This is a genomic window from Halostagnicola larsenii XH-48 (genome assembly GCF_000517625.1).
GTDB classification, from domain to species: Archaea; Halobacteriota; Halobacteria; order Halobacteriales; family Natrialbaceae; genus Halostagnicola; species Halostagnicola larsenii.
Genome location: NZ_CP007055.1, coordinates 789,319 through 804,359 on the forward strand (window position 1 = coordinate 789,319; position 15,041 = coordinate 804,359).

Genomic DNA, 15,041 nt, shown 5'->3' on the forward strand with positions numbered 1-15,041 from the left:
CAGTTACTCGTACTCGTAAAACCCGGTTCCGGTCTTCTTGCCGAGGTCGCCGGCTTCGACCTTGCGCTTGAGGAGGTAGGCCGGGCGATACCGCTCCCCGAGTTCCTCGTGGAGCGTCTCGGTCGCGTGCAGACAGACGTCGAGTCCGATGTGATCGGCGAGCGTCAGCGGCCCCATCGGGACGTTTGTCCCGAGTTCCATCCCCGCGTCGATGTCCGTTTTCGTGGCCACACCCTCGTCGAACGCGCGGATCCCCTCGTTGATCCAGGGCATCAGGATTCGATTCGTGACGAATCCCGGTTTGTCGTCGGACTCCCAGGTCGTCTTCCCCAGGTCCTCGGCGATGCGGTGGGCCAGCTCGCGGGCTGACTCGCTCGTCTTCTCCCCGACGACGACCTCGACGCCCTCCATGATCGGAACCGGATTCATGAAGTGCAGCCCGATCACCCGTTCGGGAGACTCGAGATCCGACGCGATCGCCGTTATCGAGAGCGTGCTCGTGTTCGTCGCGAGGAGGACGTCCGACTCACAGACGTCCTCGAGATCGCCGAAGATATCCCGTTTGACGGACAGATCCTCGAGCGCGGCTTCGACGACGAGATCGCAGTCGGCGAGCGCCTCGAGGGCCGTCGTCCCCTCGATTCGGTCGCGGATCGTCTCCGGGGATTCGGAGAGGTCGTCTCGACCGGCCAGTCGCTCGAGGCTGTCGTCGATCGATTCGAAGCCGTTCTCGACGAATTCGGTCTCGATATCGCGCATTACGACGTCGTAGCCCGCGGTTGCGCTGACCTGTGCGATGCCGTTTCCCATGGTTCCCGCGCCGACGACGCCGATTCGATCGATGGTCTCACGAACCATACCGGAACGTCACGAGAAACGGGGGTAAGCCTACCGGTGGCACTGGCTCCGACAGCGGGCGGGACGACCCGCTACCGCGAAGGACGACCCACTAACGCGAGTTCGGACACGTCGCTCGCGCGTTCGATCCGACGGGGATAACTTTCAAGATGGAACGCTGAGAGATACGGATAGACTGGTGTCCCGCGTGAGCAACGACTCCGCCGTCGAGAAAACGGACGATTCACGGATCGAGGAGCGAACCCGTGAATCGCTCGAGCGAGCCGACATCGATCCGCGGAGGGTCTCCGAGAAGGCGTACTCCTTTCGCATGTTGCTCGAGGCCGGCCTCGAGGAGTCGGTTGCCGCCCACCTCAGGCGTCGGTTTTCGTTGCCGTGGTCGTTCGAAACCGACGGGGACCTCGACAAGCGGTCGACGGAGGTTCGCGGGCTCGGCGAGGCCGAACGCGAGTGGGTCGTCGCCAGCGCCGACGAGAACTGGCAGGCGTTCGAAAACGTCTCGCCGCCGGATCGGGAGGCCGAATCGACCGAGGCGACCGAACGATCCTGGCCGCGACCGACGCCGGTTGAACGCGTCACCGGCGTCGGTCCTGACGATGCGGATCGGCTGGCGACCGCCGGTATCACCTCCGCGGAGCGACTGGCGACGATTCACGCCGCCGAGGTGGCTGACGCCCTCGAGCTTAACGTCTTGCACGTCAGAATCTGGCGACACAACGCTCGAGAACTCCTCGAGTAGTATTGCGAGCGCTTCTCGAACTGTCTCTCGCCGCTCGAGCGGTCCTGTCTGGAACTCGACCCGAACCCCTAGGTCCTTTTGCGTCCGGCCCGTACGATCGTGTATGTTCAGTCCCGCGAAAACACTCGTTCGGGTGACCGTCCCGGAGGGATCGCGATGAAACGCCGGGAAGCGATCGCCGGCATCGCCAGCGTCGGGACGTTGGGAAGCGGTATCGCGCTGTTGCAAAACGGCTTTCCGTCGATCGGCGGCGATGGCGACTCCGAAGACGTCTATCTCGAGGGCGAAGACACGGGCCCATCCGAAATCCAGACGATCGACGCCGGTGCAAGCGAGGTCGGGACGCAGGTGCTTCCCCCAGAGGGGAAGATCTCAGTACTCAACTTCTTCGTCACCTACTGTGGCTACTGTAAACGACAGATGGAACCGCTCGGCGCGGCCAGAGAACGCATCGACGACGACGTTCGGTTTCTGTCGGTTACGACCCAGTCGATCGGAAAAACGCTCGAGGAGGAGGAACTCCGCCAGTGGTGGGACGACTACGACGGGGCGTGGGATGTCGGCCACGGGTCGTCGAGGTCGTTTCGTCAGGACTACAACATCGTTGGCACGCCGACGACGATCGTACTCGATGCAGACGGCAAAGCGACGCTGAACGAGGGCGCGGGAATCATCGGCGATGGCGAGATCATCGACGCGGTGAAATCGGCGAGAGACGGCGACAGCGCGTAAACTGCATCGTTCTTGGAACTGTTCCGTACTGAGAACCGCCCTCTCGAGGAGTATCGACCGGTACGGGACAGAGAGGACTCACACGACGGTCGAGATCATGTACAGATTGATGCCAACCGCGATCAGCCAGGGAAGGGCAAGTCCCGCGGGAACGATCGGCCGGTACTCGTCCGGGAGGAGCCACCGACACGCGATGCCGATACCGATCGCAACTAGCTTCAATCCGAGCATACCGACCAGTCCGTAGCCGTCGATCATGCTGTGAGCGACCGGGTTCGATTCGGCGAGCCCGAGATGGAGTCCCACGAACGTCGTGACGACGTCGCCCACCAGCGCCGCGCCGACGGCGATCCACAGTATTCTCTCGAGCGCGACCGGCGACCCGTTCGTGTGGCTCGCTCGCGAGAACCCGGCGTCGAAACTCATAGGCCCCCGACCGGATTCGAACCGGTTGGCGTGTGACTGTCTCACGGTTCCGGACAGCCTCGAGCCATCCCACGGAGTGAAAGGAGCGCTGTCGAACGTCACCTCTACCAACCGGCGTATTGTTATGTGACCCATAGAACGCACTAACTCAGCGGGAGAGCGCGTCCGTTCACCCGTTGGAACGGAAAGCGGTGCTTACCGAGGGGTTCGGCACCGGTACTCGAGTCGATCCCGACTCGTGTGCCGTTCGAACGCCGAATGACCGTGGTGCGTGTTCGTCTGTGACCTGTGACTGAGACCCAGTAAACGGCGAATTGTCAGGGTAATTCATCGCGGACAGCGTTTTTACCGTCGGGCTCTCAGTACACTCACTATGAGTCATCGCTCTCCAACACCGGACGCGGATCCGCCGAAGAAAGGCGTGCTTTTCTGCCCCGAATGCGAACACGAAAGCCCCATAACGGGCGATTGGATCGTTCACGAACAACCCACTCGAGATGTCTACGAGTGTCCAGTCTGTTCGACGACCATTCTGCGTCGTCGCCGCTTCGCTCCGATGTACTGCTGACCGTCGCTTGCGTCAGTGTACTGCTACTGGGGCCGTTTCCATCCGGTCACAGAATCGTCCCGTGTTTCTTGCTCGGGAGTGACTTCTCGACGTCGGCGTAGAACTCGAACCTGTTCTCGAGTTCCGTCCGGAGCGTACTCGGCGGGACGATCTCGTCGATGACGACGTCGCTCGCCATCCGGTGGATATCGATGTCCTCGCGGTAGGTTTCTCGTAGTTCCCGCTCGAGTTCCGCGCGCTCGTCGGGGTCGTCGACCGCGGACAGTTTCCGGGCGTAGACTGCGTTGATCGCCGCCTCGGGCCCCATGATCCCGATCTCTCCGGAAGGAAGGCCGATAACGCTCTCCGGGTCGTAGGCGGGGCCGCCCATCGCGTATATCCCCGCGCCGTAGGCTTTGCGGACGACCACCGTCTGCTGTGGGACCGTCGCCGAGGCGGTCGCGTAGATCATCTTCTTTCCCTTCTCGAGAATCCCTTCCTTCTCGACCTGTGAACCGGCCATGAATCCCGGCGTATCGCAGAGATACAACAGCGGCACGTTGAACGCGTCCGCCTTCCAAATGAACTCCGCCGCCTTCTCGGCCGCGTCCGGGAAGATCGCACCCGCGCGGCGGGACGGCTGATTGGCGACGATGCCGATCGGCCGGCCGTCGATTCGCGCGAACACCGTGAGGATCTCCGCGCCGTAGTCGGGGCGTACCTCGAGCGCGGAGTCTGCGTCCACGAGTCGCTCGATAACCTCGTTCATGTCGTAGCTCGTGTTCGGCTGCTGTGGAACCACGGCATCGATGCCCGCAGGAGCGGATGCGGGCGATCGCCCCGCCGCTCGAGGCGGTTTCTGGTCGGCGTTGTCCGGTAGATACGTGATCAACTGCGCGACGAGCTCGCGGGCGTGTTCTTCGTCTCGAGCGACGAGATCGGCCGAGCCCGATTCCCGCGTGTGTACGGCGGGACCACCCAGTTCCTGCATGTCGATCTCCTCGCCGGTGACCATCTGCACCATTCGCGGCGAGGCGATGGCCATCGCGGACATCCCCTCGACCATCACGGTGAAATCGGCGAAGACGGGCGTGTAGGCTGCACCGGCGATACAGGGGCCATAGAGCACGCAAATCTGTGGCACGCGCCCCGAGAGCATCGAGTGGTTGTAGTAGTACTTGCCGATCCCTTCCCGGTTGGCGAAAAAGCCCGTCTGTTGGTCGATTCGACCGCCGGAGGAGTCCATCAGGTACAACACGGGTTGGCCGGTCTTCAGCGCCCGCTGTTGCATGCGGAGGAACTTCTCGACGCCCTTCGCGGCCATGCTCCCGCGTTTGACGGTGTAGTCGTTGGCCATGAAGTGGACGTCTCGGTTCTCGAACGTCGCCGCGCCGGTGATGAGTCCGTCGGCCGGCAGTCTATCGTCTTCCGAACCGTCCGTGTCGGCCCCGTCGGGGTGCCACTCGTCGAACGCCGCGAACTTGCCGTCTTCGAACAGGAACTCGTCGTTCGCGCCCGAAAACCAGAGCTCGAGCCGGTCCCTGACGAAGAGTTTCCCCTCGTCGGACAGCTGATCCCTGTACTTCGACGGGCCGCCCTCGAGTATATCCTCGATTTCCTCCCGGAGGCGGTCTTCGCGTTCGGTCGGCCCGCTCGAATCCGACGCTCGATCGTCCGTCCCGCCGTTTGTCGCGGAAACCGTCGCGTGTGCGTTCTGCCCAGTGCTCGCGTCGCCCGCTTGATCGGGTGCAGTGGCCGACTCCGAATCGACCTCCCGAACCGCGGTCGGTTCGTCGTCGGCGCCGATATACACCGCGATATCGACGCCGACGTGTTCGGCCAGTGCCGCGGCGATGACCGACGCTTCCTCCTCGCTCGCGCCGTCGGCGATACGAACGTTCATGACAAATTCTGCGGGAGATATCGTCAAACAGTTTTCCCTTTTAACGCAAACGATCCAAGCGAAATAATACTGCGAATCCGTTGGCGGACCGAGCGCTTGAATCCCTGTATTCCCAACTCGCGTTTGGGCTCGTTCACACTACCGGGCACACCACGAGCGGGGAGCAGGGCCGCTCTCGAGTCAGTCGCCGTTTCTGCCCGGTCGGGACACACAGCCGAATTCGTGCGGTCGCGAATACTCCCGAACTGAGGGGGGAAGTCGGTTGGCGGGAGCGTCGGGAGGGCAGTCCCCACGGTCACCAACGCAGGGACGGACGATACTGGAAGCTGTACCAGCACTATCCTTCGCGTTCAACTGTCCATGGTTTATGTGTGTCTCGCTCGGTATTCGAGCGCTCTGCCGACAGGTGGTATCCATGAAGCGGCAATTGCAGGCAGAAAGTGTATGCTCGCTTTCGTGGTGACTTCGTGTACGTACCGTCGCCGTCGTCATCCATATTCACCGAGCGAGCGGCAGAAATTGCATCCCGTTAGGCCATATGTCGGACAAAAACACCGAGAACGTCGTTCGTCGTCTTTCGAGGGTTCGTGAGCGGTTACACGCCGGAATGGACCGACGGGAGTTCGTTCGCACGCTAGCCAGCGCCGGCTATGCGGTTGGAATGGCACACTTTCTCGGCGTGGACGACTTTCTCGAGACCGACGACGGCGACGTTCCGGTCGTCACCGCACTGGTTCGAGAACGCGACGACGACCCGTTTTCGCTCGAGAAGCGCACGAGGACGGTTCCGGCCGAGTGGTACGCCGCCGTCGAAAAAGCCTTCGAGGTCAACGACCTCCTCGCGAAGTCGAAAGTGATGGGCTATCTCGGAAGCGCGGTCGTTCCTGGCGACTACCGGAGCGGGACGGCGTCAGTGACCATCGGTCTCACGGGTGATGCCAGTTTCGTCGGGGACGTTCTCGGAACGGTCGCGGACGATATCGGTCTCGACATCGAACGGTTCGACGACGGTGACGACGATGGTTTCGAAACCATCGAGGAGTTCAGGAACGGACGCGACGGCGTAACGCGACAACCTCGCCTCGCTCGAGACGGTCGGACCGGGACCGCGCCGGGCGGGGTCACCTGCGAAACGGACTCGAGCATGGCGACGCTCGGCCCTGCGATGTACGACCCCGAATCGAAGTCAGAGTACTTTGTCACCGCCGAACACGCCTTCGACGCCGAGGACGCCGTCGTCGGCGAAGCGCTCACGCTCCCGACGGAATCGGAGGAGTCGTTCGACCTGGGAACCGTGAGCGTCGACCACCCGGTCGCAGACCTCGTCGCCGTCGAACCGTCGGGGGAACTCGAACCGATCAATCAAATCGATACGTCACCGCCGTCGTCCGTCCGCGGCCAGTTCACCCGCTGGGGACTGGCCGACCTGCTCGCTCGCGGCGAACCGCTCGAGAAAGTCGGCGCGATGACAGGACACACGACCGGCGAGATTCAAGGAATCGACGCGGTGACGTGTTTTACCGACGATTTCTGTCGCCACGGCCAAATTCGATGGGGCGGCGAAATGGACCTGATCGACGGCGATAGCGGCTCCGTCAGCTACCATCCGGACCCGGAGAATCCGGAGGAAGGGATTCTCATCGCGGGGTTCAATAACGCTCGAACCTGGTGGCCCGGCCAGAGCTACGTCTGGGGTATCTCGGCGTATCAGGTGACGAACTCGCTCGGCTATCACTTCTGACCGCAACCACACATCATACGCCACAATGACCGAAACCAAATCCGATTCTCGACGCGGTGTTCGAGCGCTCATAACCGCCGTTATCCGCTTTTTCGGTGACGTGGTTATACTGGGGCTCTGGGTCCTCTTTTTGACACTGTTGTTTCTCTCGACTGGCTGGCCGATATGGGCGTTTTACGGCCTCCTCTTGCTCGGCGTCGCCGTCTACGTGAGCATCACCGCATCGTGGTTCGGTTCGTCCAGTTCGTAGTCAAAACGCGTTAGAGAAGCAGATTCACCTGCTGATGGGTTCACTTGAGCGTCGATTCGAGGCGGTCGATCAGATCGTCGTTGCCGACGTGGACCGGCGTTCGGTCGTGAAGCGACGACGGTTCGACCTCGAGCAGGGATCGGTCGCCGTTCGACGAGCGCCCGCCCGCCTGCTCGATGACGTAGCCGATCGGGTTCCCTTCGAACTGGAGCCTGAGCTTTCCCGCCGAACGCGACTCGAGTGCGGGGTAGGCGAACACGCCACCGTAGGTCAGCACCTGATTGACGTCGGCGATCATTGCGCCGCCGTAGCGGAGTTTCAGTTCGTCTTCGATCGCTCGCGCGTATTCGAGAAAGTCCGCCGGCCAGTCGGGGACGCGCCCCCCGAAGCCGTAGACGACGGGCTCGTCGGGCAAGGCGATGTCGTCGCGAACGACCGTCCGTTCGCCGCCGGTGAGTTCGTACTCGGTGACGGCGGTTTCGTCGGCGACGACCATCGTCGTGATCGGGCCGTAGAGCACGTACCCCGCAGCGATGAGGTCTCGGCCGGCGGCGGGAAGCGGCGCGTCGTAGATCCCGAAGATGGTCCCCATGGCGTTGTTCGATGCCAGGTTCGACGAGCCGTCGAGCGGGTCGACGGCCACCGAAACGGTCCGGTCGGCGCGGCCGGCATCGGACTCGTCGACGCGACTAGCATCGGTTCCCGGCGTCGGTCCGCAGTCGATACGTTCGGCCCGTTCCTCGCTCGCGTACTGGCCGACGACCGCGAGCGATCCGAGCCGATCGGCCAGTAGTTCGTCCGCGTAGACGTCGGCTTCGGCCTGGCTCTCACCGCTTGGATTCTCACCCGCCGTTTTGCCGCGACGGCCCACGAGCCCCTGTCGAACGTCGGCCGCCGTTCGAGCGACCGTCGAGACGACGGCGTCGACTGCCGGCTCGAGTTCGGCCTCGCCCGACTCGCGCCGGGAGGCGGACGGACCGGAGCCAGTACGCGCGTCGGGATTCGTGTCGGTCATTCCTCGAGTGCGGCTTCTGCGGTCTCCTCGTCGTAGATCACTTTCTCGAGGGCGTCGAGCAGTTTCGTCGGATCCTCGCGCTGCCAGACGTTTCGCCCGACCGCCAGTCCGGTACACCCGGCGTCGACGGCGGCTTCGACCGTCGAGAGGAACTCGTAGTCGGACGTCTTCGAACCCCCACTCATGACGACGTTCATGTCGCCTGCGGCCCGACAGGCGTGTCGCATGGCCTCGGGACTGCCCGGATACTTCACCTTCGCGATGTCCGCGCCGACCTCGAGGGCGATGCGGGTCGCGTAGGAGATGGTACCGGGTTTGGTGTCGTTTTTCAGCCCCTGGCCGCGCGGGTACGACCACATGACGACGGGAAGGTCGTGTTCGCGGGCGCTTTCCTGTGCGTCTCGGAACTCTTCGAACATCTCGACTTCGTGGTTCGAACCGCTGTAGACGGTGAATCCGACCGCGTCGGCACCGAGTTCGGCGGCGTACTCGACCGAGCAGTTGACCGGCGAATCTGGTTCGCCCATCCAGAGGTTCGAGGTACCGTTTAGCTTCAACAGGAGATTAACGTCGTCCTCGTAGCTCGGATAGTAGCCCTCCGCGATACCCTTCTGGACGGCCATCGCGGTGACGGCGTCGTGTGTCGCCGTCTCGAAGACGGTCGCCGGGTCGAGTTTTTCGGGGACATCCTCGAAGTCGACCGGCCCGTGTTCTAAGCCGTGGTCCATCGCCAGAATAAGTGATTTGCCGTCGCGGACGATCGGGGAATCGTCGATCGGTATCATCTACGTGGTGGTCCAACAGGCCGCTATAAATCTCTGATGGTCCGCCCGGTCGAAATTACTCAATTCTGTAGTAAATATGCGCTCAAACGGGCGAATACCGCGTTTGGTCCTGACACACGAACGACCACTAATGCGGCAAAAATTGACGTAAATAACACCTTTGAATCAGAGACTGTCTCGGTAGCGTGACAATAACAAACCCCGTTCTATCGGTGTGCTCGAGTATGCACGGACCAGACCAATCCGGTGAGACGGCGTGAGAGATGTTCTAAAAACGGTGCTCTTTCAGCGATCGAACTCGACGGTCGTCGACGAGTGCCGACGCTGTGGGACCACGGTCGGTTCGACCGCGTCAGACTGCCCGGAGTGTGACTGCGAGGAGATCGTAAGCTACACGATTCAATAACAGCCACTTCGCCACGGCTTCGAGTCCGCTGGCGGTGCTGTGCCGTGTCGTACTCTAGTGACAGCCCCGTCTCACTCGAGACACGTCTGGGCCCACTGATAGTGTTCCTCGAGTCGGTTCTCGCCGGCTTCGGTCAGCGCGTAGACGTCGTAGAGCCCCTCCGTTCGGGTCTCGAGCAGTCCCGCCTCGACCAGCGCCGACAGCGTCCCGTAGAACGACGACGGCTCGAGTCGCTCGTCGTAGTGTGACTCGAGGTCGGATTTGAGTTGCTGGCCGCGTCGCTCGCCCTCACCTGCGAGCAGGTAACAGATATCCCGCCGCCGCCCGCTTTGCAGCCACTTCGTCATGGGTACGATCCGTAGCGAAGGTGCTCGAACGTTACGGTTCGTGAGAACGAACGGCGGTTTCGGTCGACCACTTCCGACAAATGGCGAACAATACGTCTCACGCTCGCGCCAGCCGTCGACCGATACCCGCTGTCGTCCAGAGGATCCCTCCGAGCACCGTCAACGCGGTTATCAGTTGCGTTCCGACGCGAACTCTCACCTGTCGGGTGGCCCGGCTGATCTCGTGTGCGAACAGGAACCAGCGACTCCCCGGATCCCCGACGATCACGGTTCCTTTGCCAAGCGCCATCGAGAGCAAAATTGCGCTCACGATCGCGATCGCGATCGCGACGAACGTCCCGACCGCCCCGACGAGGAACGTCGACGCGAGTCTCGAGCGCGCCGTTCGCCGACCCCGTGCCGTCCTCGAGCCGTAGATTCCCATCCCCCGCCCGTCCGGGGATCGGTCCGGAAGCGGGCCGACGCGAACGGTCTCTGGAAACCGTGCGAGAATCGAGGCCATCCAGAGGTCGCCGATCGAACCCGCGGCGTTGACGGCGAGGACCGCGACGAGCACCGGCGAGGGGTAGACGGCCATCGCCAGCATGCCGAGCGCAGAGATGCCGACGAACGGGGCGAGCAAGACGGCGAGCATCCGGTTGCGCGTGTAGCCGCCGCCGGAATTGACGTAGGCGTAGGGAACGATGACGTGAGAGAGGCCGACACCGTAGGTGGGCTCACCGCCGAAAACGGCCATCGCGAGCCCGTGAATCGTCTCGTGGAGGACGATGACGACCGCGACCAGGAGTCCGAAAACGGCGAGCCACCCGAGCGTCGCGGGTTGGGACGAAATCGGAAGGACGATCGGCTCGAGCGGACGCCCCTGAAGCCGCGCGAGAACGCCCGCGAACAGGTAGCCGAACGCGAAGAAACCGACGGTCGAGACGACGATCCACTGAGCCGCGACTGTTCGCGTCACTCGGAACGTCTCGAGGGTGTGGAAGGAACCGGTAGACTCCTCGGCGCTCACTGCGAACTCACGAGGGGTAATCTCCAGTGAAGTGACAAAGCGATGTCGGTCTCGGAGCAGATCCGTCTCCCTCCTCCGATTAGGCGGTCACGAAACGAACCCCGTCGAAACCGACACCCTTCCGTTGGTCGACGCTCGAGACAGCGTATGACCGACGACGAGCGAACGGCGACGAACGACGCGATCACGGCGACCTACCGCGAAACCGAAACCGAACGACTCCTCGAGTTCAGTACAGACGACGCCACGGGCGGACAGCCCACGGCGGCAGTGGCACAGAACCGCGAGGGATACGCCATGTTGAAAGTCCGACCCACTGCCGACGGCGACGAACTCGAGCGTTACTACGGCTTCGAGATGGCGCTGGATCACGTCGGGGAACTGCTCGGCGTCTCGCCCCGCGCGTTGCCGGTTCCGGACGCGGCCGCCGATATGGGAATGTAGGAAAAACCACATGTGTGCGGATCTCCACCGACCGGCTGAACATGTTCGCTCGACTCGAGGTGACGGTACTCCCGAATGGCAGAAAGCGGGACGCATAAGTACACAGGGGCGAAGTTCGAGATAACGATATCGTGGCATCCGATTCCTATCCCCGGCCGATCGGGACCCAGCGGCGATTCTCAGCACTGCTAGCCGGGACTGCGCTCGGGATCTACCTGCTTTTGATCATCGGTGCCACGACCTCGATTACGAACGCGGCGACGACCTGCTCGACCTGGCCGCTCTGTAGCGCTCCCGTCGATCCGGTGAGTCAGACGGAACTGGCCATCGTCTGGGGCCACCGACTCACGGCGGCCGTCGTCGGCGTGTTGGCCGCGATCACCGTCGCCGCCGCAGTAGTCGGTGATGCCTCGCGTCGCGTCACCGCGGCGCTGGTGGTTTCGTTCGTGCTCTATCTGATCCAGATCGGCGTCGGCGCCGTTACGGCGACGGTCGGTTCCGCGGCGATCCTCCCCGGGCTTCACCTCGGACTCGGGATCGGCATCTTCTCGATCGTCGTCCTCGCGCTCGCCTGGGACTTAGAGCGGACGACGGGCAGCGACGACGACGCGATCGAGTCGCCGCCGGAGCCGGCCCCGATCGATCCGGATACGGTTCCGGAGCGAACGCTTCCGACGGGCCGACTCGAGCGGGCGCGTCTCACCGCCTTCGCGTACTTCAAGATGATGAAGCCGCGGCTCATGTGGCTGCTCTGTCTCGTCGCTGCGGCGGGGATGGCACTCGCGGCGGGCCAGGATCTCGAGATCGGAACCATCGTCGCGACGCTCAGTGGCGGCGTGCTCGCGATCGGCGCGTCAGGGACGTTCAACCACGTTTTAGAACGCGATATCGACCAAAAGATGTCCCGGACGGCCGACCGTCCGCTCGCGACCGATCTGATTCCGGTGCGGCGGGCGCTGGCGTTCGGTGCGTTCTTGACCGCGGCGTCACTTTCCGTCTTTCTGACGATCAACGCCCTCGCCGCGGCGCTCGGACTGGCTGCGATCCTCTTTTACAGCGTGGTCTACACGCTGCTGTTGAAACCAAACACGGTCCAGAACACCGTCTTGGGCGGATTAGCCGGCGCGTTGCCCGCACTTATCGGCTGGGCTGCGGTGACCGACACGATCGAAATGCCGGCGCTCGCGCTGGCCGGTGTCATCTTCCTCTGGACGCCCGCGCACTTCTACAACCTCGCGCTCGCCTACCGCGACGACTACGCTCGAGGTGGATTCCCGATGATGCCGGTCGTCCGCGGGGAGACCGAAACCCGCAAACACATCATCTACTACATCGCGGCGACGCTGCTGGGAACCATCGGACTGGCCTGGATCACCGACCTCGGCGCGCTGTACGCGGCGACGGTTGCCATCTTCGGCGGGATCTTCCTCTGGACCGCGGTCAGGCTCCACTTCGAACGGAGCGAGGCCGCCGCATTTCGCTCGTTCCACGCGTCGAACGCCTTCCTCGGGGCCGTCCTCGTCGCCGTGCTCGTCGACGCGCTCGCGCTGTAAGTCGGCCTGATGGTTGTCAGTCGAATACGTCTGCCGAATTTTTCAGTCGAAGAAGTTGGAACGTTCTTTGGTCGCTCGAAACGATTCGCGTCGACAGACGGCAGTACCCGATCGGAACGCAAGAAACAGTGTCCGCTTACGATTCCGCCTCGCCGCGAGCGCCGTCGATCCGATCGAACTGTTCGTCGGAGAGTTCGACATCGACCGCGCCGACGTTCTCCTCGAGTTGCTCGGGCGTTCTCGCGCCGACGATCGGAATGCAGGTAAACTCGGTCTGGTTCATGAGCCAGCGCAGGGATACCTGCGCCGGCGAGGCGTCGACTTCGTCCGCAACGTCCTCGACGGTCTCGAGCACGTCCCACGCCTGTTCGGTCGCGTAGTACTCGTCGAACATGTCGTCGAGGCTCCCTCGCGAGCCGTCGGGAGCGATGACCGAACCGTCGTCAGCGCGGTCGTACTTGCCGGTGAGGAAGCCGCCGCCCAGCGGCGAGTACGGACAGACCGCGAGGTCCTGATCCGCACAGACCTCGAGGTAATCCGCGACGGTGTCGTACTGGGCCGCATTGACCATCGGCTGGGTGACGTCGAACCGCTGTAGCCCCTCGATGTCGCTGGTCCAGAGGGCTTTCGTGAGCTGCCAGGCGGCCATGCTCGAGGCTCCGAGATAGTTGACCTTCCCCTCGTCGACGAGGGCTGTCAGCGTCTCCAGAGTCTCCTGAATCGGCGTGTCCTCGTCCCAGCGGTGGATGTAGTACAGATCGAGGTAATCCGTTCCCAGTCGGTCGAGCGTGCCTTCGATCTGGGCGCGGATGTGCTTGCGCCCGAGGCCGGAGTCGTTCGGTCCGGGTTCGCCCCAGCCGTCGAACGGGAAGTAGACCTTCGAGGCGATGACGTAGTCCTCGCGCGAGCGGTCCTCGAGCCACTCGCCGATCCACTTCTCACTCGTCCCGTTCGGATCGCCGTAGACGTTCGCCGTGTCGATGAAATTGATGCCGTGATCGCTGGCGGCGTCGAGCAAGTCGTGTGCCTCGTCCCGGTCGGTTTCGACGACGCCGCCGGTTTCTCTCCCGAATCGCCAGGTCCCAAAGCAGAGTCTCGAGACCGTCGTTCCCGTGTTGCCGAGCGTCGTATACTCCATGGGACCGATTCGATATCGAGCGACAAAACGCATTGGGAAGCGGCGAGGGCGCGTTCGGTCGAGTGGATATTTCTGCCCAACGTTCGCACGCATCCTCCGCTCGAATTCGCACGCGGCGTCCGCTGAATTCGCACGGGACGCAGATTCAGGAAAACGAGGGGAGGACTTCTTCCTCGTAGAACTCGAGTGCCTGTTCCTGATCCGGTCCGATCTGATGGACGTAGACGTGATCGTAGCCCGCGTCGATCGCCTGCTCGATGCTGTCGATGTGTGCCTGCGGATCCGGGTCGGTAACGGTCGAGCCCTCGGCGACGTCTTCGCGCTCGACCATCGACGCCGCCTGCTGGAAGTGTGCGGGCGTCGGCAGTACCTGGCCGAGTTCGCCGGGAATGAATCCGTTCGGCCAGTTTTCGTAGACGGTATCGATCGCTTCGTCTTCGGTTGGGGCGTAACAGCAGTGAAGCTGTGCGTATTTCGCCCCCTCGCCGCCGGCGTCCTCGTAAGTATCAACGACGCCAGATTTCGGGCCGGAACACCAGAGGCCGTCGCCCTCTTGCCCGGCAAACTGCGCCGTTTTCGGGCCGAACGCCGATACGACGATCTCGGGGATCTCCTCCGGAACGGTGTACAGCCGAGCGTTCTCCGCGGTGAAGTACTCGCCGTGGTGGCTCGTGTTTTCGCCCTCCCAGAGGTCTCGCATGAGCGTCATGGCCTCGGAGAGCATCTCGAGGCGAACGCCGTGTTCCGGCCACTTCTCGCCGGTGACGTGTTCGTTTAAGTTCTCGCCCGTCCCGACGCCGAAGGTGAACCGGCCCTCGGCCATAACGTCCGTCGTCGCGACCGCATGGGCGACATTGACCGGGTGGATTCGGATGATCGGACACGTGACGCCGACGCCGAACTCGATCTCGTTCGTTTGCTGGGCGAGGGCGGCCAACACGGACCAGACGAACGGCGACTCGCCCTGCGCGGAGACCCACGGGTGGAAGTGATCCGAGACGGAAAGAAAGTCGAATCCGACTTCCTCCGCGTGGACGCCGTACTCGACCAGTTCGTTCGGTCCGTGTTCCTCGCTCGAGAGGGTAAATCCAACTTCGACCATGAAAACACGATACCACGAGCGCACTGCTGATGGTTGGGCCTGCGAC

15 protein-coding genes are annotated in these 15,041 nt (G+C 62.9%); 6 read left to right on the top strand and 9 right to left on the bottom strand.

All coding sequences use genetic code 11. The features are described 5' to 3' along the window. Nucleotides 1–3: 3 nt before the first annotated feature. Nucleotides 4–858 carry a 3-hydroxyacyl-CoA dehydrogenase family protein gene (locus HALLA_RS03885; protein ID WP_049952160.1) on the bottom strand — a complete coding sequence of 285 codons (855 nt, stop codon included), beginning with the start codon at nucleotides 856–858 and terminating at the stop codon, nucleotides 4–6. A 187-nt stretch (nucleotides 859–1,045) separates the two neighbouring features. On the opposite strand from HALLA_RS03885, the gene HALLA_RS03890 reads away from it, so the two are divergent. Together HALLA_RS03890 and HALLA_RS03895 are read left to right on the top strand one after the other, a co-directional pair. Beyond that, nucleotides 1,046–1,597, top strand: a complete 552-nt coding sequence (locus HALLA_RS03890; protein ID WP_084568922.1) for a DUF7409 domain-containing protein — start codon at nucleotides 1,046–1,048, stop codon at nucleotides 1,595–1,597. Nucleotides 1,598–1,753: 156 nt separating this feature from the next. Further along, on the top strand, nucleotides 1,754–2,329 hold the full coding sequence (locus tag HALLA_RS03895) for a TlpA family protein disulfide reductase (RefSeq protein ID WP_049952162.1): 576 nt from the start codon (nucleotides 1,754–1,756) through the stop codon (nucleotides 2,327–2,329). Between the two features lie 78 nt (nucleotides 2,330–2,407). On the opposite strand, the gene HALLA_RS03900 is transcribed toward HALLA_RS03895, so the two are convergent. Both HALLA_RS03900 and HALLA_RS03905 read right to left on the bottom strand, forming a co-directional pair. After that, a complete protein-coding gene (locus tag HALLA_RS03900) occupies nucleotides 2,408–2,755 on the bottom strand; it encodes a DUF5658 family protein (RefSeq protein WP_049952163.1) in 348 nt (115 codons plus the stop codon). Between the two features lie 614 nt (nucleotides 2,756–3,369). Further along, nucleotides 3,370–5,205: an acyl-CoA carboxylase subunit beta gene (locus HALLA_RS03905; RefSeq protein WP_049952164.1), complete on the bottom strand. Its 1,836-nt coding sequence runs from the start codon at nucleotides 5,203–5,205 to the stop codon at nucleotides 3,370–3,372. 538 nt (nucleotides 5,206–5,743) lie between these two features. Here HALLA_RS03905 and HALLA_RS03910 point away from each other — a divergent pair. Together HALLA_RS03910 and HALLA_RS03915 are read left to right on the top strand one after the other, a co-directional pair. Further along, nucleotides 5,744–6,946 carry a hypothetical protein gene (locus HALLA_RS03910; RefSeq protein ID WP_049952165.1) on the top strand — a complete coding sequence of 401 codons (1,203 nt, stop codon included), beginning with the start codon at nucleotides 5,744–5,746 and terminating at the stop codon, nucleotides 6,944–6,946. A gap of 25 nt (nucleotides 6,947–6,971) precedes the next feature. Then, on the top strand, nucleotides 6,972–7,196 hold the full coding sequence (locus tag HALLA_RS03915) for a hypothetical protein (protein ID WP_049952166.1): 225 nt from the start codon (nucleotides 6,972–6,974) through the stop codon (nucleotides 7,194–7,196). Between the two features lie 40 nt (nucleotides 7,197–7,236). On the opposite strand, the gene HALLA_RS03920 is transcribed toward HALLA_RS03915, so the two are convergent. From HALLA_RS03920 to HALLA_RS03935, 4 genes are all read right to left on the bottom strand, one after another. Further along, the gene (locus HALLA_RS03920) at nucleotides 7,237–8,211 is read right to left on the bottom strand and encodes a class 1 fructose-bisphosphatase (RefSeq protein WP_084568924.1); all 975 of its coding nucleotides are present in this window, start codon (nucleotides 8,209–8,211) and stop codon (nucleotides 7,237–7,239) included. Next, the gene (locus HALLA_RS03925; protein ID WP_049952167.1) at nucleotides 8,208–8,996 is read right to left on the bottom strand and encodes a class I fructose-bisphosphate aldolase; all 789 of its coding nucleotides are present in this window, start codon (nucleotides 8,994–8,996) and stop codon (nucleotides 8,208–8,210) included. Before HALLA_RS03925 ends, HALLA_RS03920 begins: the two co-directional genes overlap by 4 nt. 477 nt (nucleotides 8,997–9,473) lie before the next feature. After that, nucleotides 9,474–9,749, bottom strand: coding sequence for a PadR family transcriptional regulator (locus HALLA_RS03930; protein ID WP_049952168.1), 276 nt, complete (start codon nucleotides 9,747–9,749; stop codon nucleotides 9,474–9,476). 97 nt (nucleotides 9,750–9,846) lie between these two features. Further along, on the bottom strand, nucleotides 9,847–10,758 hold the full coding sequence (locus tag HALLA_RS03935; protein WP_049952169.1) for a DUF3267 domain-containing protein: 912 nt from the start codon (nucleotides 10,756–10,758) through the stop codon (nucleotides 9,847–9,849). 147 nt (nucleotides 10,759–10,905) lie between these two features. Between HALLA_RS03935 and HALLA_RS03940 the strand changes: the two genes are divergently transcribed. Together HALLA_RS03940 and HALLA_RS03945 are read left to right on the top strand one after the other, a co-directional pair. Continuing rightward, complete coding sequence (locus tag HALLA_RS03940; protein ID WP_049952170.1) at nucleotides 10,906–11,202, top strand: DUF7111 family protein; 297 nt, start codon at nucleotides 10,906–10,908, stop codon at nucleotides 11,200–11,202. A 131-nt stretch (nucleotides 11,203–11,333) separates the two neighbouring features. Beyond that, nucleotides 11,334–12,755, top strand: coding sequence for a heme o synthase (locus tag HALLA_RS03945; protein ID WP_049952171.1), 1,422 nt, complete (start codon nucleotides 11,334–11,336; stop codon nucleotides 12,753–12,755). 136 nt (nucleotides 12,756–12,891) lie between these two features. Here HALLA_RS03945 and HALLA_RS03950 read toward each other — a convergent pair whose 3' ends face one another. Continuing rightward, complete coding sequence (locus tag HALLA_RS03950) at nucleotides 12,892–13,893, bottom strand: aldo/keto reductase (RefSeq protein ID WP_049952172.1); 1,002 nt, start codon at nucleotides 13,891–13,893, stop codon at nucleotides 12,892–12,894. A gap of 145 nt (nucleotides 13,894–14,038) precedes the next feature. Then, on the bottom strand, nucleotides 14,039–14,995 hold the full coding sequence (locus HALLA_RS03955; RefSeq protein ID WP_049952173.1) for a TIGR03557 family F420-dependent LLM class oxidoreductase: 957 nt from the start codon (nucleotides 14,993–14,995) through the stop codon (nucleotides 14,039–14,041). Nucleotides 14,996–15,041: the final 46 nt, after the last annotated feature.

Excerpts from the sequence above, each read along its gene's own strand:
- HALLA_RS03920 (WP_084568924.1), bottom strand. The coding sequence starts at position 8,211 with ATGACCGACACGAATCCCGACGCGCGTACTGGCTCCGGTCCGTCCGCC.
- HALLA_RS03895 (WP_049952162.1), top strand. The coding sequence starts at position 1,754 with ATGAAACGCCGGGAAGCGATCGCCGGCATCGCCAGCGTCGGGACGTTG.
- HALLA_RS03955 (WP_049952173.1), bottom strand. The coding sequence starts at position 14,995 with ATGGTCGAAGTTGGATTTACCCTCTCGAGCGAGGAACACGGACCGAAC.
- HALLA_RS03925 (WP_049952167.1), bottom strand. The coding sequence starts at position 8,996 with ATGATACCGATCGACGATTCCCCGATCGTCCGCGACGGCAAATCACTT.
- HALLA_RS03940 (WP_049952170.1), top strand. The coding sequence starts at position 10,906 with ATGACCGACGACGAGCGAACGGCGACGAACGACGCGATCACGGCGACC.
- HALLA_RS03950 (WP_049952172.1), bottom strand. The coding sequence starts at position 13,893 with ATGGAGTATACGACGCTCGGCAACACGGGAACGACGGTCTCGAGACTC.
- HALLA_RS03905 (WP_049952164.1), bottom strand. The coding sequence starts at position 5,205 with ATGAACGTTCGTATCGCCGACGGCGCGAGCGAGGAGGAAGCGTCGGTC.
- HALLA_RS03885 (WP_049952160.1), bottom strand. The coding sequence starts at position 858 with ATGGTTCGTGAGACCATCGATCGAATCGGCGTCGTCGGCGCGGGAACC.
- HALLA_RS03930 (WP_049952168.1), bottom strand. The coding sequence starts at position 9,749 with ATGACGAAGTGGCTGCAAAGCGGGCGGCGGCGGGATATCTGTTACCTG.
- HALLA_RS03910 (WP_049952165.1), top strand. The coding sequence starts at position 5,744 with ATGTCGGACAAAAACACCGAGAACGTCGTTCGTCGTCTTTCGAGGGTT.
- HALLA_RS03915 (WP_049952166.1), top strand. The coding sequence starts at position 6,972 with ATGACCGAAACCAAATCCGATTCTCGACGCGGTGTTCGAGCGCTCATA.
- HALLA_RS03900 (WP_049952163.1), bottom strand. The coding sequence starts at position 2,755 with ATGAGTTTCGACGCCGGGTTCTCGCGAGCGAGCCACACGAACGGGTCG.